The sequence below is a fragment of the Mesorhizobium sp. M3A.F.Ca.ET.080.04.2.1 genome (assembly GCF_003952525.1).
GTDB lineage: Bacteria > Pseudomonadota > Alphaproteobacteria > Rhizobiales > Rhizobiaceae > Mesorhizobium.
This window is the reverse complement of record NZ_CP034451.1, coordinates 2,684,644-2,705,545: the sequence shown is the minus strand read 5'-3', so window position 1 is coordinate 2,705,545 and position 20,902 is coordinate 2,684,644. Positions and strand designations below refer to the sequence as shown.

The following is a 20,902-nucleotide window of genomic DNA, read 5'->3' as shown; positions in this document are numbered from 1 at the left end:
GGGGAATTGCACTATATGCGCCGCAGCTTCGCGCCCTGACGCGTTGCTTGCACCGGCCCCTGCTGGACGACATCCCGGCTGAGGGCGTCCCGTTTCCTCGAACAGATAAGGAAAAACACGATGTCGGTTACTGCCGAGCGCAAGAAAGAATTGATGACTGAATTCGCAACCGCCAAGGGCGACACCGGCTCTCCGGAAGTCCAGGTGGCCATTCTTTCCGAGCGCATCAAGAACCTGACCGAGCACTTCAAGGACCACAAGAAGGACAACCATTCCCGCCGTGGCCTTCTCGCTCTCGTTTCCCAGCGCCGCAGCCTGCTTGATTACCTCAAGCGCAAGGACGACGCGCGCTATCAGTCGCTGATCGAGAAGCTCGGTCTGCGTCGCTGACGAATTGACCGGCGGGCTCTCCTCGGAGGGCCCGCCGGTCGCGCATTGGCGCATCGGCTGGTCCGGTGTTCCATGCTGGCAATGGAGCGCGATGCGCTCCGGAGTTCGCAAATCGCGCGCGACGCGTTCCGAAGACAGGATTTTCGGCGTCACGCGCAGGGCCGGCCGACCGGTCGGCCAGACCCGGTTCCGAAAGCGCAGAGGGTCATTCGGAACCGCCCGTGGACGGTCATGGGGCAGGATTGCAGGATGCTCGCTCGGCTTTGTCAGCCGTATCTTTTCGAGCTTCCCGTTGTCTTGCCCGTGGCTGCCCGAAGGAAGCCAGGAAGGGAGAACCGCGAGCCGTGAGACGGCGCGGCCCTTCCGCATATGAAGGACAAGATATGTTCAATCACCACAAAGTCGAAATCGAGTGGGGCGGCCGTCCGCTCATCCTGGAAACCGGCAAGATCGCGCGCCAGGCTGACGGCGCGGTGCTCGCCACCTACGGCGAGACCGTCGTGCTTGCCACCGTCGTTTCCATGAAGGAGCCGAAGCCCGGCCTCGATTTCTTCCCGCTTACTGTCAACTACCAGGAAAAGACCTATGCCGCCGGCAAGATCCCGGGCGGCTATTTCAAGCGCGAGGGCCGTCCGAGCGAGAAGGAAACGCTGGTTTCCCGCCTGATCGACCGCCCGATCCGTCCGCTCTTCGCCGAAGGCTACAAGAACGACACCCAGATCGTCGTCACCGTCATTCAGCATGACCTGGAGAACGACCCGGACATCCTTTCGATCGTTGCCACCTCGGCTGCTCTGACGCTGTCCGGCGTGCCCTTCATGGGCCCGATCGGCGGCGCCCGCGTCGGCTACATCAACGGCGAATATGTGCTCAACCCGCATATCGACGAGATGGAGGAATCGAAGCTCGACCTCGTCGTTGCCGGCACCAGCGATGCCGTCCTGATGGTCGAATCCGAAGCCAAGGAGCTCTCCGAAGACCTGATGCTCGGCGCCGTCATGTTCGGCCACAAGAGCTTCCAGCCGGTGATCGATGCGATCATCAAGCTGGCCGAGGTCGCAGCCAAGGATCCGCGCGACTTCACCGCGCCGGACTATTCCGCGCTCGAGGGCGAGATGCTCAAGATCGTCGGCGACGAGCTTCGCGAAGCCTATAAGATCACCGACAAGCAGTCGCGCTATGCCGCGGTCGACGCCGTCAAGGCGAAGGTCAAGGCTGCGTTCGCTCCGGCCGAAGGCGAGGAGGCGAAGTACACCTCCGAGCAGATCGGCACGGTGTTCAAGGAGCTCCAGGCCAAGGTCGTGCGCTGGAACATCCTCGATACCGGCTCGCGCATCGACGGCCGCGACCTGAAGACCGTTCGCAAGATCGTGTCCGAAGTCGGCGTCCTGCCGCGCACCCACGGTTCGGCACTGTTCACCCGCGGCGAGACGCAGGCCCTGGTCGTTGCCACGCTCGGCACCGGCGAGGACGAGCAGTTCGTCGATTCGCTGACCGGCATGTACAAGGAGAAGTTCCTCCTTCACTACAACTTCCCGCCCTACTCGGTCGGTGAGACCGGCCGCATGGGCTCGCCGGGCCGCCGCGAGATCGGCCACGGCAAGCTCGCCTGGCGCGCGATCCGGCCGATGCTGCCTTCCGCCGACCAGTTCCCCTACACGCTGCGTGTCGTCTCGGAGATCACCGAGTCCAACGGTTCGTCCTCGATGGCCACCGTCTGCGGCACCTCGCTGGCGCTGATGGATGCCGGCGTACCGATCGCGAAGCCGGTGGCCGGCATCGCCATGGGCCTGATCAAGGAAGGCGAGCGCTTCGCGGTGCTCTCCGACATCCTCGGCGACGAGGACCACCTCGGCGACATGGATTTCAAGGTCGCCGGCACCGCCAATGGCGTCACCTCGCTGCAGATGGACATCAAGATCGACGGCATCACCGAGGAGATCATGAAGATCGCGCTCGGCCAGGCCAAGGACGGCCGTCTGCACATCCTGGGCGAGATGGCGCATGCGATCTCCGGCGCGCGCGCCGAGCTCGGCGAGTTCGCGCCGCGCATCGAGGTCATGCACATCCCGACCGACAAGATCCGCGACGTCATCGGCTCCGGCGGCAAGGTGATCCGCGAGATCGTCGAGAAGACCGGCGCCAAGATCAACATCGAGGATGACGGCACGGTCAAGATCGCCTCGGCCAACGCCAAGGAGATCGAGGCGGCGAAGAAGTGGATCCACACCATCGTCGCCGAGCCGGAAGTCGGCGAGATCTACGAAGGCACGGTGGTCAAGACCGCCGACTTCGGCGCCTTCGTCAACTTCTTCGGCCCGCGTGACGGTCTCGTCCACATCTCGCAGCTCGCCAATGAGCGCGTCGCCAAGACCTCCGACGTCGTCAAGGAAGGCGACAAGGTGTGGGTCAAGCTGATGGGCTTTGACGAGCGCGGCAAGGTCCGCCTGTCGATGAAGGTCGTCGACCAGGCGACCGGCAAGGAAATCGTGCGCGAGAAGAAGCCGGAAGGCGAGGAAGACGCCGCCTGATCGGCCTTAGGCATGTCGCCCAAAAGTGCGTAGCGGTTTTGGGATGACGACATGCATCAGACGAAACGCTTCAGATAGATCGAGACGGGCGCGCCGCAAGGTCGCGCCCGTTGTCGTTTGACACGCAGGGGAGAACCATGGCCGCGGAGCCGCTGAAGACGCTGTTCCATCCCTTCGAGGCCGAGGCGCTCCCGCTGCCGAACACAGGCGCCGAGATTCTGTTTCTGGGCGCCGAGCCCAGTTTTCCCCTGCCCGAAGGCTTCGATGTGAAGCTCAGTCTGGTGCAAGGCTTCCGGACGCATTTCCGCGCGCTGCAGGCCTCCGGCTACACCATCACGCCGCGGGCGCAGGGCTCCGGCTATGACATGGCGCTTGTTCTGGCGGGCCGCCATCGCGGCCAGAACGAACTGCGCATCGCCGAAGCCATCGATCGGGTCGCGCCGGGTGGCCTGATCCTGGTCGCCGGCAGCAAGGAGGACGGTATCGACAGCCTGCGCAAGCGGATCACCAAGCTGGTGCCGCTCGAAGGCCATCTGCCCAAGCACCATGGCGTCGCCTTCTGGTTCCACCAGGCCGGCGCGCAGGCCGCCGCAGCGCTGCGCGCCGCCAACACCGGCCTGCTTGTCGAGGGGCGCTACCACACCGCACCGGGCATGTTCTCTTTCGATCGCGTCGATGCCGGCTCGAGACTGCTGGCCGCGAACCTGCCGAAGGATCTTGGTGGCAATGTCGCCGATTTCTGTGCCGGCTGGGGCTATCTGGCGTCGGAGATTCTGATCCGCTCGTCCGGCCTCTCCGGTCTCGACCTCTACGAAGCGGACTTCGAAGCCTTGGAGGCGGCCAGGCTCAACGTGCCCAAGCTCGATATTCGAGATGCCGTCGAACCGCGCTTCATCTGGACCGATCTGCTCAAGGAAGTGGTCGAGCGTCGCTATGACGCCATCGTCATGAATCCGCCCTTCCACAGCGGTCGGGCGGCCGAGCCCGACATCGGCGCCGGCATGATCCGGGCTGCGGCCAAGGCGCTGAAGCCGGGCGGCCGGCTATGCATGGTCGCCAATCGCCAGCTGCCTTACGAGCCGGTGCTGGCTGCCGCCTTTTCCAGCCATGCCGAGCTTGCCCGCGACGGCATGTTCAAGGTGTTTTCGGCGCGGCGCTAAAAAGCAATTTCAGGAAAAGTACGCAGCGGTTTTCCGTCCGGAAATGCTTGGATCACAAAAGCAAATTCCAGGAAGAAAGTGACCGGCTCAGTGCAGGCTGACGATGCGCGGCGGCGTCGTGCCATGGGCGACGCGCGCCTTGCCGAACTCGACCTTGAGCGGCGCCGGCCGGCCGAACAGGTAGCCCTGCACCACCTCGCAGCCGGCGGCTCTCAGCAGCGTCGCCTGGTTTTCGGTCTCGACGCCTTCGGCGATGATGCCGACGCCAAGCGCCCGCGAAAGCCCGACGATGGTCGAGACTACGGCTCCCGAGTTGGAGTCGGTGTCGATGCGGCTGACGAAGGAGCGGTCGATCTTGAGCTTGCCGAACGAAAAATCGATCAGGTAGCTCAGGTTGGAATAGCCGGTGCCGAAATCGTCGACGGCCACCGAGATGCCCATGTCGGCGAGCTGCTGCAGGATGACTGCGGCACGGTCGCGATCCTGCATCATCGCCGTTTCGGTGACTTCGAGCTCCAGCCGCGACGGCTTCATGCCGGTCGACGCCATCGTATCGCGCACGATGCCGACGAAGTCCTTGGTCATGAACTGGACAGGTGAGATGTTGACGGCCACGAAGCACTCCTCGGGCAGATACTGGGCATCGCTGCAGGCTTTGCGCAGCACCCATTTGCCGATCGGATTGATCATGCCGGTTTCTTCAGCGATCGGAATGAATTCCATCGGCGGGATCATGCCGCGTTGCGGATGCTTCCAGCGGATCAGGGCTTCGTAGCCGACGATACGGCCGCTCGGCAGGTCGAGCTGCGGCTGGTAATGGAGATCGAAGTCGCCGCGGTCGAAGGCGAGTTTCAGTTCGGATTCGATCCATTGCCGGTGATCGGCAACCCGCCCCATGTCGGCCTCGAAGACCGACCAGTTGCCGACGCCGCTTGCGCGTGCATTCTGCAGCGCCAGGTTCGAGCGGCGCAGGATGAGCACCGGGTCGACGCCGTCCTTCGGCATCGCCACGATGCCGACCGAGATGCTGACGGACTGCAGATGGGTGTCGAGGTGGTAAGGCTCCATCATTTCGTTGATGAGCTTTTCGACGAACCGTTCCAGCGATCCCTTGATCTCGCGGTCCGGCAGCAGCACGGCGAATTCGCCGGCGCCGAGCCGTCCGATCACGGCGCTTTCCGGCATAGCCTCCTTCAGCCTCTTGGTGAAGGCGCGGATCAGCCCGTCGCCATGGCTGTAGCCGATGGCATCATTGATCTGCTTGAAGCGGTCGATGTCGATATCGATCAGGTAGACCGGTTCGGCGGTCTCGATGGTCTCGACCGCGGCGGCGGCGACCTTGCCGACCAGGGCGGGGCGCGACAAAAGACCGGTCAGCTTGTCGAAATGCGTTTCCTTGAAGACGTATTCGGCCGATTCATCGACGCCGGCGAAGAAGGAGAGCGCGGCGCCGCCCGCGGCCAGCGCACAGAGCGCGGCGATGATGCCCGCCATCGTTCCCGCCTGCATGCCGGCCATGCCATCGCCAAAACCGAACCGCAGCCCCCAAAGCCCAAGCATAAAACTGCCCATGGCGGAACTGGCGATGGTGATCAGCCGGAACAGCGGTGTCCGTTTCGGATTGCTGACTGCAGACATGCAGGATCCCTGGTTGCGGGATCTTCTAGCGGATATCCCTTAAAATGAGTTTCCGCCGATGCCTCCAATTTTACCGGAAGCTCTTGTTCGCCGCGGCGGACGATTCCTTGGTTCAGTCGTTCTGCTTCAGTTCGTCGAGCGTCGGCATGGAAACAATATGGTAGCCGGAATCGACATAGTGGATCTCGCCGGTGACCCCCGAAGACAGATCGGAAAGCAGGTAGAGCGCGGAGCCACCGACTTCGTCGATGGTCACGGTGCGCCGCAGCGGCGAATTGCGCTGTTGATAGGAGAACATGTGCCGCGCGTCGGAGACGCCGGAGCCGGCGAGCGTCCTGACCGGCCCCGCGGAGATGCCGTTCACCCGGATGCCGCGCGGACCGTAGTCGTTGGCGAGGTAGCGCACGCTTGCCTCCAAGCCGGCCTTGGCGACGCCCATGACGTTGTAGTTTGGCATGACGCGTACCGATCCTGCATAGGTCAGCGTGATCATGGAGCCGCCGTTGGTCATCAGCGCGGCGGCGTTGCGCGCGACCTCGGTGAAGGAATAGCAGGAGATCACCATGGTGCGCACGAAATTGTCGCGGCTGGTGTCGGCGTAGAGGCCCTTGAGCTCGTTCTTGTCGGAGAAGCCGATGGCGTGGACGACGAAATCCAGCCCGCCCCAGGCATCGCCCAGCGTTTCGAAGGTCGCGGCGACCGAGGCGCTGTCCTCGACGTCGCAGGGTACGACCAGCGAGGCGCCGACCTTCTCGGCAAGCGGCTTCACCCGTCGCCCGAACGCGTCGCCCTGATAGGTGAAGGCAAGCTCCGCCCCGTGCTCGGACAGTTTCTTGGCGATCCCCCATGCGATCGAATGATCGTTGGCAACACCCATGACAAGCCCGCGCTTGCCCTTCATCAGCCCGTCCATGCCCGGCAATCCTTTTAAAAACGCTGGCCTTATGCGGAATAGCGCTGGAAAATCAGCGTTGCGTTGGTGCCACCGAAGCCGAAGGAATTGGACAAAACGGTGTCGATCTTGGCGTTGTCGATGCGTTTGCGCACGATCGGCATGCCCTCGAATTCCGGATCGAGTTCCTCGATATGGGCGCTCTCGCCGATGAAGCCGCCCTGCATCATCAGGATCGAATAGATCGATTCCTGGACGCCCGCCGCGCCCAGCGAATGGCCGGTGAGCGACTTGGTCGAGGTGATGAAGGGCATCTTGTCGCCGAACACCTCGCGGATGGCGCCCATTTCCTTGGAATCGCCGACCGGCGTCGAGGTGCCATGGGTGTTGATGTAGTCGACCGGCGTCGAGATCGTGGAGAGTGCTTGGCGCATGCAGCGGACGGCGCCTTCACCGGACGGCGCCACCATGTCGTAGCCGTCGGAGGTCGCCCCGTAGCCGACGACCTCGGCATAGATCTTGGCGCCGCGCGCCCTGGCGTGCTCCAGTTCCTCCAGCACCAGCACGCCCGCGCCGCCGGCGATGACGAAGCCGTCGCGGTTGACGTCATAGGCGCGCGAAGCGGTCGATGCCCTGTCGTTGAATTTCGACGACATCGCGCCCATGGCGTCGAACAGATCCGACATCGTCCAGTCGAGGTCTTCGTGGCCGCCGGCGAACATCATGTCCTGCTTGCCCCACTGGATCAGCTCATAGGCGTTGCCGATGCAATGCGCCGAAGTCGAGCAGGCGGACGAGATCGAGTAGTTGACTCCGTGGATCTTGAACCAGGTGGCCAAAGTGGCCGAAGCGGTCGAAGACATCGCCTTCGGCACCGCGAACGGGCCGATGCGCTTCGGGCTGCCGTTCTTGAGCGTGGTCTCGGCCGCTTCGACGATGGTCCTGGTCGATGGCCCGCCCGAACCCATGACGATGCCGGTGCGCTCGTTGGTGATGTCGCTTTCGCCGAGCCCGGCGTCGGCGATCGCCTGGTCCATGGCGACGTGGTTCCAGGCAGCACCCTGGCTGAGGAAGCGCATGGCGCGGCGGTCGATCATGGCCGATGGGTCGAGCGTCGGCGCGCCCCAGACCTGGCAGCGAAAACCATGCTCGGCGAAGGAGTTGGAGAAGCTGATGCCCGACTTGGCATCGTAAAGCGAGGCCTGCACCTCATTGGCGTTGTTGCCGATCGACGACACAATGCCGAGGCCTGTCACTACGACCCGTCTCATTCGCAACTCCTTCCGGCGTATTTGGCGAAAAACCTGGTCGGTATCCGCCTTCGATCACACGCAAAATACATTGTCGCAGCGACCTTTGCGCGTCGCAGGACGCGCCGGCCGCCGCGGCGAGGCGATCAGGCGGCCGACTGCTTGGACAGGCCGACCTTCAGATCCGTTGCCGCGTATATGGGTTCGCCATCCGCCTTGAGCCAGCCATCGGCGATTCCGAGCACCAGGCGACCGCGCATCACGCGCTTGAAATCGATGCCGTATTCGACCTTCTTGACCGAGGGCGTCACCATGCCCTTGAATTTCACCTCGCCGGTCGAAAGTGCCATCCCCTTGCCCGGCTCACCAAGCCAGCCGAGATAGAAGCCGGTCAACTGCCACATGGCGTCGAGGCCGAGGCAGCCCGGCATGATCGGATTGCCGATGAAATGGCAGGCGAAGAACCACAGGTCCGGCTTGATGTCGAATTCGGCGCGGATGAAGCCCTTGTCGAAAGCGCCGCCGGTCTCGCGAATCTCGGTGATGCGGTCGAACATCAGCATCGGCGGGTAGGGCAGTTGCGCATTGCCCGGCCCGAACAGTTCGCCGCGGGCGCAGGCAAGCAGTTCCTCATAGTCATAGCTGGACTTTTGAGCCGCCATAAATCTCCGTCCCCGTGTTCGTTCGGGCGGCAGGGCGCCCTTGTCGTTGGTTTCCTAACACACTCTGTTTGCGGCCGGAAACCGGCGTTTGCGCTTACCCCGTGCGCCTGCCCGGGTCAATGCGCGCTATTGATCGCATTTGGGCGACAGAATATATGTCGAGTGCTGTCCAGTTTTGGCTTTGACGTCTTTTTGCCATTCTGGACCTGTTAGAGGGCTGGGCCACAAGCTTCGACGCATAGATGGATTTGGGCTGCCGGAAGGAAAATGTCGCTGTGGACAAGCGGGTTCGCGAAGCCGGCCTGAGGCCGACACGCCAGCGCATCGCGTTGGCCGACCTGCTTTTCGCCAAGGGCGACCGCCATCTGTCGGCCGAAGAACTGCACGAGGAGGCGATCGCCGCCGGCGTGCCCGTCTCGCTGGCAACCGTCTACAATGCGCTGCATCAGTTCACCCAGGCCGGCCTGCTGCGCATCCTTGCTGTCGAAGGGTCGAAGACCTATTTCGACACCAACACCTCCGACCATCACCATTTCTATGTCGAGGGCGAGAACAGGATCTTCGATATCGCCAGTGGCCCGGTCTGCGTCTCCAACCTGCCGGAGCCTCCGGAAGGCATGGAAATCGCCAATGTCGATATCGTGGTGAGGCTGCGCCCCAAGCGCCGCGACTGATCCGCCTGGCATGAGGCCCCTCGATCTGACGGTCCGGTTTGAATGGGTCGTCGCGGCCGTGGTGGCCATCATCTTCTACAAAATGACCGCTGTGTCATGGTGGCTGTTCGCCCTGCTCATCCTGGCACCGGATCTGTCGATGCTGGGCTATCTCGCCGGGCCGCGTGTCGGCGCCGTCACCTACAACGCCCTGCACATCCTGATTGCCCCGCTTGTCCTGGGGCTCGCCGGCGTCCTGCTCGCCGGTCCGATCACCACCGCCGTGGCGCTAATCTGGATCGCCCACATCGCCATCGACCGCGCCCTCGGCTACGGCCTGAAGCTTCCCACCGGTTTTCAGGATACGCATCTCGGCCGCATTGGCCGCTAAAGTGGGAACCGGTTTTCGGACAAGATCATGGTCCAGATGAGAAGGTTCAGTTCTTGACCTTTTCGCCCGGATAGGCGCCCCAGACCTGCGACTGGGCGATCCAGCCGGTATGGCCATCGAAGGTCATTTCGCACCACTGGCCGTCGCATTTCTTGATCGAGCCCATCACCCCCGGCTCGAGAATGGCGGTCACGCCGGCGTCCTTGTCGGCACTCTCGAGCAGATTGATTCGGCCGCCCTTGCTTCGCTGCCAGGGCGCGACGATCGCTGTGCGGCGGCCGGAGAGCAGCGACTGGTTGATCCAGCCTTCCGAGCCGTCGGCATCGCGCACGCGCCGCCAGGTATCGAATTCCTGGATGACTTCCATCGGCAGCCCGGCCTTCATGTACATCCAGTCCACCGAGTAATTGGCGCCGGGGCCGACGCGCGAGTTGACGCGGCCGGATTTGAGGCTGACGAAGCGCGGCAGCGGCAGGCCACTGGGGCCCAGCGTCACGGTCTGTGCGGGCGCGGCCGCGCTTTGCGCCGATGCCTGCAAAACGCAAAGCAAGCCGCCGAGGGCGGCTGCGCTGAAAGCCAGGCGAAGCGACGCGAAACCAGACACTTTCGTTCCTTTCGGCGCCCGCCCGGCGGGGTAAGCGCCCATTTTTCTTTGTCTTCGGCGGCACCGCTTGTTACAGGAGTGGGCGGAGACCGTGATTGGCTTCAAGTTTCGCCTGTCTTGGTTAAAGAGGTCTCAACGAGATCGGTTCGAGGAAGCTTCGGGAATACAATGGCAGGCAAAAAACGGCCCCTCGTCGTCATCACGCGCAAGCTGCCCGACCCGGTCGAAACCCGCATGCGCGAGCTGTTCGATGCGCGCCTCAATGTCGAGGACCGGCCGATGACCCAGCCGGAGCTGGTGGCGGCCGTCAAGGAAGCCGATGTGCTCGTCCCGACCATCACCGACCATATCGACGCCGCGCTGATTGCCCAGGCCGGCGAGAACCTGAAGCTGATCGCCAATTTCGGCAACGGCGTCGACAAGATCGACGTGGACGCGGCGGCCAAGAAAGGGATCACCGTCACCAACACGCCGAACGTGCTGACCGAGGACACCGCCGACATGACCATGGCGCTGATGCTGGCTGTGCCGCGGCGGCTCACCGAGGGCGCCAATGTGCTTACCGGCGACAAGAATTGGGCCGGCTGGTCGCCGACCTGGATGCTCGGCCGGCGTATCTGGGGCAAGCGGCTCGGCATCGTCGGCATGGGCCGCATCGGCACGGCGGTTGCCAGGCGCGCCAAGGCGTTTGGCCTTTCCATCCATTATCACAATCGCCACCGCGTGCTGCCTGCCGTCGAGGACGAGTTGGAGGCGACCTATTGGGAGAGCCTCGACCAGATGCTGGCCCGCATGGACATCATCTCGGTCAACTGCCCGTCGACGCCGGCGACCTTCCACCTGCTGTCGGCGCGGCGCCTGGCGCTGATGCAGCCCTCGGCCTACATCGTCAACACCGCGCGCGGCGACATCATCGACGAAGAATCGCTGATAAAGCTGATCCATGACGGCAAGATCGCTGGCGCCGGGCTCGACGTCTACGAGCACGAGCCGGCGCTGAACAGCAAGCTTCTGAAGCTCGCCGCGAAGGGCAAGGTCGTGCTGCTGCCGCATATGGGCTCGGCAACGCTCGAAGGCCGCATCGATATGGGCGAGAAGGTGATCATCAACATCCGCGCTTTCTTCGATGGCCACCGCCCGCCGGACCGCGTGTTGCCGCTCAGGACCTGAGGGACGTTGTCAGGCGGCGAGGGTAACGGCGCCGTCGTCGGAGACTTTGACGGTGCTTCCGCGATAGGCTTCGAACGCGCTGCGCTGGAGCCGTACCGCCATTGGTGTTTCCAAACCCATTTCGCGGGCGACGATCAGGCCGAGAAGCAGGATGGCATCCGGTTCGTGGAGCACCAGCGCCGCCGGTGCATGACCGCCATGGACGAGTTCCAGCAGGACTGCCGAAGCCGACGACGAGCCGATAGTCCCGGGCAGGAAGAGCACACGCCCGGAGATGGTCTCGCCATGTTGCGGATGGCGGACATCGGCTATGCGGCCGGTCTTCGGGTCGACGCCGCCCCAGAAACTGATCGGCGCCGTCAGCACCAGCGCTTCGCCTTCGCCGGACTTGCCCGCAACCAGGATTTCGGCTGCCGTCGTCATGCGGCGATTTCCGTGAATACCGGCTTGCCGGTGATCGCGCTTTCGACACAGTCGGCGAGAGAAGCGTAGAGGACCGCATAGCCGGTGTTGCCGGGCGCATAGTGCGCGAACTTGCCCGAATTGGTCATCAACACGCCGCCGGCAAGGTCGGGCATGATCGGCGTCACCACCACGCAGGTGTCGGCGACGATGATCACGCCGCTTGCTTCGAGCGACCTGCGCTGGCCGTTCCGTTCCAGCAAGGCAAGGACATGTCGGCCGGTGCAGGCGTAGATCGGCACGGCGAGCCGCCTTCCGGCGATGAGCCGCTCGAGCATGTCGAACTCCGCCTGCGACAGATGCGGACTGCCGATCGCTACAGCGTCGATGGCTCGCGCCTTCGCGGCCGTCGACAAGCCTGCCTGGGCGCTCGCTGTCATCCGGGACGTGACGTGGATCACCGTCTCCGGCTGACTGCCGCCAAGAATCGTTTCAGCGTCGGGTGCCTCCGGCGTTACGCCGGCGATGTGGAAAAGGCCGACTGCGCCGGATGACGCCGCGGCCGCACCGAACGCCTTCAGCGCATCCTCACCGGGATGGGTGGCCACACCGGTGACGACGCCGATCGCGTCGCCGACCTCGCGGCCGTAAAGGCTGCCCAGCACCGGCCAGGCGATCTCGGATGCGAGGAAGGAAGGCGAGATGGCCGACACGTCGAACACCAGCTGCGCCCACCGGTTCTCGGTGCGGTGTAACCCATAATCTGGCGCGCGGCCGACGATGGCGCAGGCGATATCCAGGAAATCGCCATAGCGGTTGGTGCGCGCGCCAAGCACCGAATTGCAGAACACCACGGCGTTGGACTCGCCCCAGGCGACGTCGCTGCCCAGCGCCGGCCGGTGCCCCGCCTGGTAGGGGGCGCAGGTCCAGCTCTGCTCGCAGCCGAGCTTGCGGTAAGCCTCCATCATGCGCCGCGCCATGTCGCGCTGCGGTTCTTCCAGGCGGATGCGCGAGCAGCCCATCAGATCGAGTGCCCCGACGTTGAGCGTCGAACGCACCGCCACCTTGGCGCCGCCCTCGACCAGTCGTTCCGCGAACAGCGTGCCGGAATCGCCATGATAGAGCGCGCCGTCGATATGCGCCGAAGCGATCGGAATCAGCTTCGGCGCACCGAGCAGGCGGGCGGTCTCGGCAACGATGCGCATCGCCATCGCCCCGCCGTCATGGCCGGCGGCGATGGCCTGTTCTTCGGGGTTAAGCATCAGGCTCAAGACACCACCTTGCGCATGGTGATCGAGGTGGGCCGGTGATAGCCCGCATGTGCTGTCCGGCCGGTCTCGCGAAAGCCCATCCGTGCGAAGCTCGCCTGGTTTGCAGTCAGTTCGATGCGGGTCTGCAACTCGATGCCGTGCTTGCCGCGCCGATGGGCAAGATCCTCCACGGCCTGCATCAGGCGGGCTCCCAGACCTTGCCCCTGATGCTCCGGCTCGACCGCAAGTTTGCCGACGTAAAAGTCCTCCGCCCGCTCCAGCGCGAAGACGCAGCCGACGATCCGGCCGTTTTCGATCGCCAGGAATCCCGTTTCCTGTTGTGCCTTGTGCTTGAGGTTTTCGGGCGTCAGCAGATGCGCCGAGGAAGGTGGGTCGATGATGCCCTCCATATAGGCGAAGGCGCGTAGGATCAGCGCCAGAAGCTCGTCCCATCGGTCGAAGTCGGGCGGAAGCTCGGTGACGACGGCTGCGGCCGGCTGGTCCATCTGCTCAGCTCGACTTGTAGCGGATGGTTTCGAAGCGGGCAGTGAGCCCGTCATAGAGCAGAAGCCGGCCGACGAGCGGTTCCCCGATGCCGGCAATCAGCTTGATCGCTTCCATCGCCTGCAGCGTGCCGATAACCCCTGTCAGCGCTCCGATAATGCCGGCGACGGCGCAGGACGGCACCACACCTTCGGGCGGCGCTTCAGGGAACAGGTCGCGATAGCTTGGATTGCGCTTGCCGTCGGCACCCGTCTCGTAAGGCTTCAGCACAGTCACCGATCCGTCGAAACGGCCGACTGCGGCGGTGACCAGGGGCTTGCCTTCCAGGGCGCATGCGTCGGCCAGCGCATAGCGCGTTTCGAAATTGTCCGAACCATCGACGACAAGATCATAGCGGGCGACGAGGGCAGGGGCGTTTTGCTCGGTCAGTCTGAGCCGATGCAATTCCACCGCGACATTGGGGTTGACGCGCATGATCATCGCCGCGGCGCTGTCGGTCTTGGCCATGCCGATCGTGTCGCTGCCATGGATCACCTGCCGCTGCAGGTTGGACAGCGAGACCGTGTCGTCATCGACGATGCCGAGAGTGCCGACGCCGGCAGCGGCAAGATATTCAAGCACCGGCGCGCCCAGCCGGCGCCGATGACCAGCACGCGCGCACGTTTCAGCTTCTGCTGGCCCGCGCCACCAATCTCGGGCAGCACGATGTGGCGAGCGTAGCGTTCCAGTTCTTCGTCGGTGAGGGCCGCAGCTGTCATGGCGTGACCTTATAGGGACGGGAAAATACACGGGCAAGGCGCAGCCTTGTCCCGCAGGGTATGGGCATGCGCAGCTTTGTCCCGCGGCGTAGGCGCTGACGCCCCGCTGGGTTGTTCAAAAAATCAGCCGGTCGGCCCGACGCTGCCGTGATCGACGGTCAGGAACTGCGCGCGTCCGGCGAGGCTGGAAAACAGCGCCGCATCGGTACCGGTCATGAAGGCCTGGCAGTTCAGGTCCTCGAGGATGGAGAACAAGGCGGCGCGCCGCCCACTGTCGAGATGGGCGGCGATCTCGTCGAGCAGCAGGATCGGCGTCAGGCCCGACATCTCGCCGGTCAGCCTTGCATGCGACAGCACGATGCCGACCAGCAGCGCCTTCTGCTCGCCCGTCGAGCAGAGCTCCGCCAGCATCGATTTCGGTCGGTGGCGGACCACGAGGTCCGAACGATGCGGGCCGTCGAGCGTACGGCCGGCGGCGCGATCCCGCTCGCGTCCGCTGGCAAGTGCAATTCGGAACCGCTCCTCGACATCCACAGCCGGCGCGATGGCGATTTCGCTCTCCAACTCGCCGGCGAGGCTTATGTCTGCCTGCGGAAACGGGCCGCTGCCGGGCAGCCTGTCGATCATGGCGGCAAGCAGCCGGACCAGTTCGGCGCGCGCCGCCGCGATCGCCACGCCGGTCTCCGCCATCTGCGTCTCGATGGCGTCGAACCAGGCGCTGTCGCGGGAACCGTCTGTAAGCAGCCGATTACGGCTTCGCATCGCCTTCTCATAGTCCAGCGCCCGCTGGCCGTGGCCGGGATCGATGGCCAGCACCAGCCGATCGAGAAAGCGTCGGCGGTCGGCGGCAGGCCCTGGGAACAGCCCATCCATCGCCGGTGTCAGCCAGACGACGCGCAGCCACTCCAGCATGTCCTCTGCCGACTTCGCCGCGGCGCTGTTGATGCGAACCCGCCTGCCGCTTTCACCGGCGGCATCGCTGCCGGCAATGCCGGTGCCGATTTCGACCTGGCCCTGCGGCCCCTCGATCCGGGCGTGCAAGGCAAAGCTGCCGTCACCGCCCTCGCGCGCGACGTCCGCATAGGGCGCGCGGCGCAGCCCGCGTCCGGGCGTCAGCAGCGAGATGGCTTCCAGCAGATTGGTCTTGCCGGCGCCATTGTCGCCCGACAGCACCACCGGGCCGGCCGCGAGGTCGAGCGAAAGCGCCGCGTAGTTGCGGAAATTGGTAAGTGTTAGCTTACTTATGTAGCTCTGCTGCCGAAGCTGTTTGGCTTCCTCGATCACGGCGACATGTCAGGCCCACTAGAGCAATTCCAGGAAAAGTGTGACACGGTTTTCCGCCCGGAATTGCATCAACAAAGAGACCGACGCAATTCCAGGAAAAGTGTGACACGGTTTTCCGTCCGGATTTGCGTCGAAACAAAGGGGCGGGGCGGTCTCCGTTCCCGGGAAACGATGAACCGCTCTCCGGCCTACACCCGCATCGGCATCAGCACGTACAGCGCGGTCTCGTCGGCCATGTCATGGATGAGCGTCGGCGAGCCGGCATCTGCCAGCATGAATTTCGCTTCCGACCCGGTGAGCTGGGCGGCGACATCGAGCAGGTATTTGGCGTTGAAGCCGATCTCGATCGGATCCGATGAATAGTCGGCCGCCAGTTCCTCGGTGGCGCTGCCCGAATCCGGATTGTTCACCGCGAGCGTGAGCTGGCCGTCATTGATCGACAGTTTCACGGCCCGGCCGCGCTCGGAAGAGATGGTCGAGACGCGGTCGACGGCGGCGGCAAAGCTCTGCCGGTCGATGATCAGCTTCTTGTCGTTGCCGGTCGGGATGACACGCTGATAGTCCGGGAAAGTGCCGTCGATCAGTTTCGAGGTCAGGACGACGCTGCCGATGGTGAAGCGAATCTTGGTGTCCGACAGTTCCGTCGTGACTGCGACATCCGGATCGTCGACCAGCTTCTGCAGCTCGCTCACCGTCTTGCGCGGAATGATGATGCCGGGCATCCCCTCGGATCCCGCCGGCGCGTCGATCTCCGCGCGCGCCAGGCGATGCCCGTCGGTGGCCACCGAGCGCAGCTTCAGCTTGCCGCCGGCTTCATGCGTGTGCAGGAAGATGCCGTTGAGGTAATAACGCGTCTCCTCGGTCGAGATGGCGAACTGGGTCTTTTCGATCAGTCCCTTCAGCGCCACCGAATCGAGGCGGAAGATGTGCGAGAAGGAGCCGGCCGAGAGCTCCGGGAAATCGGACTGCGGCAGGCACTGCAGGCGGAAGCTGGACCGGCCCGAGGTCACGGTCATCGCATTGCCGTCCTCGTCGGTCTTCAGCATCACCTCGGCGCCGTCCGAGAGCTTGCGCACGATGTCGTAGAGCAGATGCGCCGGAACCGTGGTCGCGCCGCCGCGCTCGACCTTGGCCGGGGTGGCTTCCGTCACCTCCAGGTCGAGGTCCGTGGCTTTCATCTCGAGGCTGGCGCCGTCGGCGCTGAGCAGCACATTCGACAGGATCGGAATGGTGTTGCGCCGCTCGACCACGCGATGAACGTGGTTGAGGGACTTCAGGAGATTTGACCGTTCCAGGATAACACGCATGACGAAACAGGCTCGCTTCAATGAATGAGCGGGTCACCAGGAAGCGGCGTCCCCGCGAAAGCTCCGAAAAGCTCAGAATCTCTGTAAGCTGACAGTAAAAAGCCCGCAAACGCAAGCCCGCGACACCGGTTCCGACCGGTTGCGCGGGCTTTCTGGGGATAAAGCCGGCGACGCCCGTCGGCCGGCGCAATCCTGGGAAAACTGCGTGGCGGTTTTCCGTCCAGAATTGCGCAAAACCAAATACATCTCGCCCGAAACTGCGCAGCGAGTCCGGCACGGCGATCTGCACAACAACAAAGACTGAAGCGCGCCGCCCAGATCCGTTTCGGAGCGGCGCGCTTTGCTCCTTTTGCGAGCAGTCAGGCTTGGTCGTTGATCAGCCGGCGCAGCAGTTCCAGCTCCTGCGCCAGCGTATTGTCGGCGCCGGACAGATCCTCGATCTTGCGCACCGCGTGCAGGACCGTCGTGTGATCGCGGCCGCCGAAACGCCGTCCGATCTCGGGCAGTGAACGCGGCGTCATCACCTTCGACAGATACATCGCGACCTGCCTCGGTTTGACGATGGTGCGCGTGCGCCGGTTGGACAGAAGTTCCGTCTTCGAGACGTTGTAGTGGCGCGCCACGATGCGCTGGATGTCCTCGATGCGCACCCGCTTCGGCTCGCCCGACCTGTAGATATGGCCGAGGATCTCGTCGATACGGTCGATGCTGATCTGCGGCTCGAAGGACTGGCGGAACAAGAGCTGGTTGAAGGCGCCTTCGAGTTCCCGTCCGCTGCCCGTCACCGTGCGAGCGACATGATTGAGGATCTCGTCCGAAATCTCGAGCGAGGCGTCGTCGTTCTTTGCCGTTGCAAGCCGCAGCTTGAGCATGCCCAGGCGCATGGCGAAATCCGGCGCCGACATTTCGAGCGCCACGCCGCCATTGAGGCGCGAGCGGACCCGTGGCTCCAGCGATTCCAGTTCCGATGGCGGCCGGTCTGCCGCGACCACGACCTGCTTGGCGCTGTCGAGCAGCATGTTGATCAAATGGCAGAACTCGTGCTGGATCGACTTGCCCTGCAGGAATTGCATGTCGTCGATGATCAGAAGATCGATGTCGCGCAGCTGCTCTTTCAGCGTCAGCGCATTGTTGTCGCGGATCGCGGTGGCGAAGCGCCACATGAAATATTCCGCCGTCAGGTAGACGACGCGAGACTTCGGGTTGTGGCGCAGCGATTCCGCCGCGATCGCCTGCAAGAGGTGCGTCTTGCCGAGCCCGACGGTCGCATGCAGGAAAAGCGGGTTGAAACGCACCGCGCTTGATTGCGATTCCGCCACCGCCTTGGCCGCGGCGAAGGCCACGCGGTTCGAAGGGCCTTCGATGAAGGAGCCGAACGTGTAGCGCGGGTCGAGCGGGGACCCCAGAACATTGTGGCGAAACTCGGTTTCCGCGGGCACGCCCTGGCGCGGAGCCGGCGCCCGTTCCATCCGACCGGGGTTTGCTGTGCCTGCCGCGAGCGCTGTCTGCGTCTGCTTGGTCATCTTGCGCGCGGGCGCGACCTCGGGCTCGACGGTGTTGCGGCTCTGCCGCGTCGCCGTCCGCACGACGATCTCGATTTTGAGGATATCCGCATCCTCGTGCTTCCACAGTTCGGCAATGAGGTCGAGATAATGGCCGTTGATCCACGACCGCAGGAAGGCTGTGGGCACGGAGATGCGCACAATGCCGCGGGATGCCTCGGCAACCTTCATACGTGCGAACCAGCTCGAATAGACTTCAGCCCCCAGACGCGCCTTCAGTTGAGCCTTGACCCGCTCGAACTTTTGCTCAGCGTCGCTGGATGCCGCCATGTCGTCCCCTCCGACAAGGGTTGCTGGAAATGGGAGTTCGCCCGCTATCTCCCTTTCGATGCCGCTCTGCATGATCAAGTTCCTTGTCTTCTCGTACCCTTGTTACGCCGGGGGTGCGCCTCCTGCACCCTTTGGTCCGACGACCTTATGATTGTTGCGCCGCCATCGCCGCCGATGGCCATGCAACACCGCGCAAGGGACCGTGCCGGCTCTTCCAAGCCGGCTGCCTGATCACGCCAGGGCAATACAACACCGTCCGGCGAAAACGCCGGCGCGACGTCAACCTGCCATGTACTATTACGCCAGTCCCCTACCCGCACCGAAGAGACAAACCAAGCCGTACGCGGAATAGCTCCACGTCATGAAACTCTGCCATTTTTCGCTGGCCGATTTCAGGCTTAGGTCAGGGGCCAAAGCCCGTCCCCTCGATGACTGGACATTACCGAAATCGCTGTGGACAGGGCAAGGCCACGTCTAACGGATTTTTAACGAATCTGGTTAGCGAAAGCGGGCTGGAAGACCATGCCGCAGCGGCACATTTTGACAAAGCCATTGTGATTCAAACCCTTTTCCGGCGAATGTGAAAAAGGCCACACCTTCGGAAATTTTCTGAAATAATTCGCTTGACACCAACTTGTCCCCCGGCGGCAACTCGCGAGTTGAACAAGCTGTGGATGACTCTCGGCAACTACCTGAAAAATAAAAGAATTTTGTGACAGATCGTCTGTGGCTATTGGCTGCAAAGCCTGGGCGACAGCATAAGCGAACATGTATATGCCGGCAAAGCAATCGCAACGTCACAATCTTGGCCGGGCATCATTTTCGGACGTTCTTTTTAAGTACTTGCCGGCAAACGAAAAACCCGGCCTGTTCGGCCGGGTTCGAAGATACGCCAATCCTGCGGAAACGGGTCAGGCCGACAGCACTTTGACCCGGTGAGCCAGCCGCGACACCTTGCGGGACGCCGTGTTCTTGTGGATCACGCCCTTGGTGGCGGCGCGCATCAATTCCGGCTCGGCGGCCTTGAGGGCTTCCACCGCCGCGGCCTTGTCGCCGGCGGCGAGAGCCTCTTCGACCTGGCGCACATAGGTACGGACACGCGAGCGGCGATTCTTGTTGATCGCCGCGCGGCGGGCGATCTTGCGCGTTGCCTTTTTGGCCGAGGACGTATTGGCCATGATGCCTCTCTTCTGATCTGGTGAGCGCCAGCGGTTCGCCGCAGGGCGCAAAAAACAAACGGGCAGCCACAGGGCCGCCTCGGTTGGTGCGGCTTATAGTTCAGCTTTTCCGGCGCGTCAACGCCGCTTCGCTGTCTTTTTGGCGGCCTGAAGCACGGCTCGCTGAACCGGAGCCAAGTGACGCGCCGCGATCCCCTTCTTCATCAATGCCCTATCCCAGAATGTCTTCGGAAGCGACATGGATCAGCGGTTGGTGAAATCCGGCTTCCGCTTCTCGACAAAGGCCGCCATGCCCTCCTTCTGGTCGTCGAGCGCGAACAGCGAATGAAACAGCCGGCGCTCGAACCGCAGCCCCTCGGCGAGCGTCGTCTCGTAGGCGCGGTTGACCGCCTCCTTCGCCATCATCACCGAAGGCAGTGAGAAATCGGCGATCGTCGCGGCCGCCTTGACGGCCTCCTCGACGAGATTCCCGGCCGGCACGATCCGCGACACCAGCCCGCAGCGCTCGGCTTCCGCCGCATCCATCATACGGCCGGTCAGGCACATATCCATCGCCTTGGATTTGCCGACGAAACGGGTCAGGCGCTGCGAGCCGCCCATTCCGGGTATCACCCCAAGCGTGATTTCGGGCTGCCCGAACCTGGCATTGTCGGCGGCAATGATGAAGTCGCACATCATTGCCAACTCGCAGCCGCCGCCGAGCGCGTAGCCGGCTACCGCCGCGATGATCGGCTTGCGGTTGCGCGTGAGCTCTTCCCAGCCGGCGAACAGATCGTGAGCATAGGCGTCGACGAAGGAGACCGCCTGCATCTCCTTGATGTCGGCCCCGGCCGCAAAGGCCTTTTCGGAACCGGTGATGACCATGGCGCCGACGCCGGCGTCGGCTGCGAAAGCGCTCGCCGCCGCCATCACTTCCGCCATCACCTGCGAGTTCAAGGCGTTCAATGCCTTGGGCCTGTTCAGCGTGATCAGCCCGACCTTGCCGCGCGTTTCCGCGATGATGGTTTCGTAAGCCATGGCGTCGTCTCCTCGTCCCTCGGCAGATC

At 63.6% G+C, this 20,902-nt stretch carries 19 protein-coding genes and 1 pseudogene; 6 read left to right on the top strand and 14 right to left on the bottom strand.

All coding sequences use genetic code 11. The features are described from left to right. Positions 1 to 78: 78 nt before the first annotated feature. From rpsO to EJ074_RS12910, 3 genes are all read left to right on the top strand, one after another. Positions 79 to 390 carry a 30S ribosomal protein S15 gene (gene rpsO, locus EJ074_RS12920; protein ID WP_280952446.1) on the top strand — a complete coding sequence of 104 codons (312 nt, stop codon included), beginning with the start codon at positions 79 to 81 and terminating at the stop codon, positions 388 to 390. A 383-nt stretch (positions 391 to 773) separates the two neighbouring features. Further along, a complete protein-coding gene (pnp, locus tag EJ074_RS12915; protein ID WP_095806546.1) occupies positions 774 to 2,921 on the top strand; it encodes a polyribonucleotide nucleotidyltransferase in 2,148 nt (715 codons plus the stop codon). A gap of 137 nt (positions 2,922 to 3,058) precedes the next feature. Then, positions 3,059 to 4,081 carry a class I SAM-dependent methyltransferase gene (locus EJ074_RS12910; protein WP_095806545.1) on the top strand — a complete coding sequence of 341 codons (1,023 nt, stop codon included), beginning with the start codon at positions 3,059 to 3,061 and terminating at the stop codon, positions 4,079 to 4,081. Between the two features lie 87 nt (positions 4,082 to 4,168). On the opposite strand, the gene EJ074_RS12905 is transcribed toward EJ074_RS12910, so the two are convergent. The 4 genes from EJ074_RS12905 to fabA form a co-directional block, all read right to left on the bottom strand. Beyond that, on the bottom strand, positions 4,169 to 5,719 hold the full coding sequence (locus EJ074_RS12905; protein WP_095806544.1) for a bifunctional diguanylate cyclase/phosphodiesterase: 1,551 nt from the start codon (positions 5,717 to 5,719) through the stop codon (positions 4,169 to 4,171). A gap of 112 nt (positions 5,720 to 5,831) precedes the next feature. Continuing rightward, a complete protein-coding gene (gene fabI, locus EJ074_RS12900) occupies positions 5,832 to 6,632 on the bottom strand; it encodes an enoyl-ACP reductase FabI (RefSeq protein ID WP_095806543.1) in 801 nt (266 codons plus the stop codon). Positions 6,633 to 6,661: 29 nt separating this feature from the next. Further along, positions 6,662 to 7,882: a beta-ketoacyl-ACP synthase I gene (gene fabB, locus EJ074_RS12895; protein WP_095806542.1), complete on the bottom strand. Its 1,221-nt coding sequence runs from the start codon at positions 7,880 to 7,882 to the stop codon at positions 6,662 to 6,664. Between the two features lie 125 nt (positions 7,883 to 8,007). Then, the gene (gene fabA, locus EJ074_RS12890; RefSeq protein WP_095806541.1) at positions 8,008 to 8,523 is read right to left on the bottom strand and encodes a 3-hydroxyacyl-[acyl-carrier-protein] dehydratase FabA; all 516 of its coding nucleotides are present in this window, start codon (positions 8,521 to 8,523) and stop codon (positions 8,008 to 8,010) included. 242 nt (positions 8,524 to 8,765) lie between these two features. Here fabA and irrA point away from each other — a divergent pair, with 242 nt between their 5' ends. Together irrA and EJ074_RS12880 are read left to right on the top strand one after the other, a co-directional pair. Next, positions 8,766 to 9,197, top strand: a complete 432-nt coding sequence (gene irrA, locus EJ074_RS12885) for an iron response transcriptional regulator IrrA (RefSeq protein ID WP_095806540.1) — start codon at positions 8,766 to 8,768, stop codon at positions 9,195 to 9,197. 10 nt (positions 9,198 to 9,207) lie between these two features. Further along, positions 9,208 to 9,567 carry a DUF4260 domain-containing protein gene (locus tag EJ074_RS12880; protein WP_095806539.1) on the top strand — a complete coding sequence of 120 codons (360 nt, stop codon included), beginning with the start codon at positions 9,208 to 9,210 and terminating at the stop codon, positions 9,565 to 9,567. A 46-nt stretch (positions 9,568 to 9,613) separates the two neighbouring features. Here the strand turns inward: EJ074_RS12880 and EJ074_RS12875 are convergent, their stop codons facing one another. Then, the gene (locus EJ074_RS12875) at positions 9,614 to 10,171 is read right to left on the bottom strand and encodes an SH3 domain-containing protein (RefSeq protein ID WP_095806778.1); all 558 of its coding nucleotides are present in this window, start codon (positions 10,169 to 10,171) and stop codon (positions 9,614 to 9,616) included. 168 nt (positions 10,172 to 10,339) lie between these two features. Between EJ074_RS12875 and EJ074_RS12870 the strand changes: the two genes are divergently transcribed. Continuing rightward, positions 10,340 to 11,341, top strand: coding sequence for a D-glycerate dehydrogenase (locus tag EJ074_RS12870; protein WP_095806538.1), 1,002 nt, complete (start codon positions 10,340 to 10,342; stop codon positions 11,339 to 11,341). A 9-nt stretch (positions 11,342 to 11,350) separates the two neighbouring features. On the opposite strand, the gene EJ074_RS12865 is transcribed toward EJ074_RS12870, so the two are convergent. The 9 genes and pseudogenes from EJ074_RS12865 to EJ074_RS12825 all read right to left on the bottom strand — a co-directional run bounded on the left by EJ074_RS12865 (position 11,351) and on the right by EJ074_RS12825 (position 20,873). Beyond that, on the bottom strand, positions 11,351 to 11,764 hold the full coding sequence (locus EJ074_RS12865; protein WP_095806537.1) for a DUF126 domain-containing protein: 414 nt from the start codon (positions 11,762 to 11,764) through the stop codon (positions 11,351 to 11,353). Beyond that, a complete protein-coding gene (locus tag EJ074_RS12860) occupies positions 11,761 to 13,005 on the bottom strand; it encodes an aconitase X catalytic domain-containing protein (protein WP_095806536.1) in 1,245 nt (414 codons plus the stop codon). The genes EJ074_RS12865 and EJ074_RS12860 overlap by 4 nt, the downstream gene beginning before the upstream one ends. Positions 13,006 to 13,010: 5 nt before the next feature. After that, entirely contained in the window at positions 13,011 to 13,499 is a 489-nt protein-coding gene (locus tag EJ074_RS12855) for a GNAT family N-acetyltransferase (RefSeq protein WP_095806535.1), read from the bottom strand. Positions 13,500 to 13,503: 4 nt separating this feature from the next. After that, positions 13,504 to 14,255: pseudogene (locus tag EJ074_RS12850) on the bottom strand (molybdopterin-synthase adenylyltransferase MoeB). 123 nt (positions 14,256 to 14,378) lie between these two features. Continuing rightward, positions 14,379 to 15,536 carry a DNA replication/repair protein RecF gene (gene recF / locus EJ074_RS12845; protein WP_095806777.1) on the bottom strand — a complete coding sequence of 386 codons (1,158 nt, stop codon included), beginning with the start codon at positions 15,534 to 15,536 and terminating at the stop codon, positions 14,379 to 14,381. Between the two features lie 191 nt (positions 15,537 to 15,727). After that, positions 15,728 to 16,846, bottom strand: a complete 1,119-nt coding sequence (dnaN, locus tag EJ074_RS12840) for a DNA polymerase III subunit beta (RefSeq protein ID WP_095806533.1) — start codon at positions 16,844 to 16,846, stop codon at positions 15,728 to 15,730. Positions 16,847 to 17,205: 359 nt separating this feature from the next. Then, positions 17,206 to 18,678, bottom strand: coding sequence for a chromosomal replication initiator protein DnaA (dnaA, locus tag EJ074_RS12835; RefSeq protein WP_245420368.1), 1,473 nt, complete (start codon positions 18,676 to 18,678; stop codon positions 17,206 to 17,208). A 911-nt stretch (positions 18,679 to 19,589) separates the two neighbouring features. Next, positions 19,590 to 19,856 (bottom strand): 30S ribosomal protein S20, encoded by a 267-nt coding sequence (gene rpsT, locus EJ074_RS12830; protein ID WP_095806531.1) that lies wholly within the window; start codon positions 19,854 to 19,856, stop codon positions 19,590 to 19,592. Between the two features lie 243 nt (positions 19,857 to 20,099). Continuing rightward, a complete protein-coding gene (locus EJ074_RS12825) occupies positions 20,100 to 20,873 on the bottom strand; it encodes an enoyl-CoA hydratase (protein WP_095806530.1) in 774 nt (257 codons plus the stop codon). Positions 20,874 to 20,902 lie beyond the last annotated feature (29 nt).

Excerpts from the sequence above, each read along its gene's own strand:
- pnp (WP_095806546.1), top strand. The coding sequence starts at position 774 with ATGTTCAATCACCACAAAGTCGAAATCGAGTGGGGCGGCCGTCCGCTC.
- fabB (WP_095806542.1), bottom strand. The coding sequence starts at position 7,882 with ATGAGACGGGTCGTAGTGACAGGCCTCGGCATTGTGTCGTCGATCGGC.
- fabI (WP_095806543.1), bottom strand. The coding sequence starts at position 6,632 with ATGGACGGGCTGATGAAGGGCAAGCGCGGGCTTGTCATGGGTGTTGCC.
- irrA (WP_095806540.1), top strand. The coding sequence starts at position 8,766 with ATGGATTTGGGCTGCCGGAAGGAAAATGTCGCTGTGGACAAGCGGGTT.
- dnaN (WP_095806533.1), bottom strand. The coding sequence starts at position 16,846 with ATGCGTGTTATCCTGGAACGGTCAAATCTCCTGAAGTCCCTCAACCAC.
- rpsT (WP_095806531.1), bottom strand. The coding sequence starts at position 19,856 with ATGGCCAATACGTCCTCGGCCAAAAAGGCAACGCGCAAGATCGCCCGC.
- EJ074_RS12855 (WP_095806535.1), bottom strand. The coding sequence starts at position 13,499 with ATGGACCAGCCGGCCGCAGCCGTCGTCACCGAGCTTCCGCCCGACTTC.
- dnaA (WP_245420368.1), bottom strand. The coding sequence starts at position 18,678 with ATGGCGGCATCCAGCGACGCTGAGCAAAAGTTCGAGCGGGTCAAGGCT.
- EJ074_RS12860 (WP_095806536.1), bottom strand. The coding sequence starts at position 13,005 with ATGCTTAACCCCGAAGAACAGGCCATCGCCGCCGGCCATGACGGCGGG.
- EJ074_RS12825 (WP_095806530.1), bottom strand. The coding sequence starts at position 20,873 with ATGGCTTACGAAACCATCATCGCGGAAACGCGCGGCAAGGTCGGGCTG.
- fabA (WP_095806541.1), bottom strand. The coding sequence starts at position 8,523 with ATGGCGGCTCAAAAGTCCAGCTATGACTATGAGGAACTGCTTGCCTGC.
- EJ074_RS12880 (WP_095806539.1), top strand. The coding sequence starts at position 9,208 with ATGAGGCCCCTCGATCTGACGGTCCGGTTTGAATGGGTCGTCGCGGCC.
- EJ074_RS12905 (WP_095806544.1), bottom strand. The coding sequence starts at position 5,719 with ATGTCTGCAGTCAGCAATCCGAAACGGACACCGCTGTTCCGGCTGATC.
- EJ074_RS12870 (WP_095806538.1), top strand. The coding sequence starts at position 10,340 with ATGGCAGGCAAAAAACGGCCCCTCGTCGTCATCACGCGCAAGCTGCCC.
- EJ074_RS12865 (WP_095806537.1), bottom strand. The coding sequence starts at position 11,764 with ATGACGACGGCAGCCGAAATCCTGGTTGCGGGCAAGTCCGGCGAAGGC.
- EJ074_RS12910 (WP_095806545.1), top strand. The coding sequence starts at position 3,059 with ATGGCCGCGGAGCCGCTGAAGACGCTGTTCCATCCCTTCGAGGCCGAG.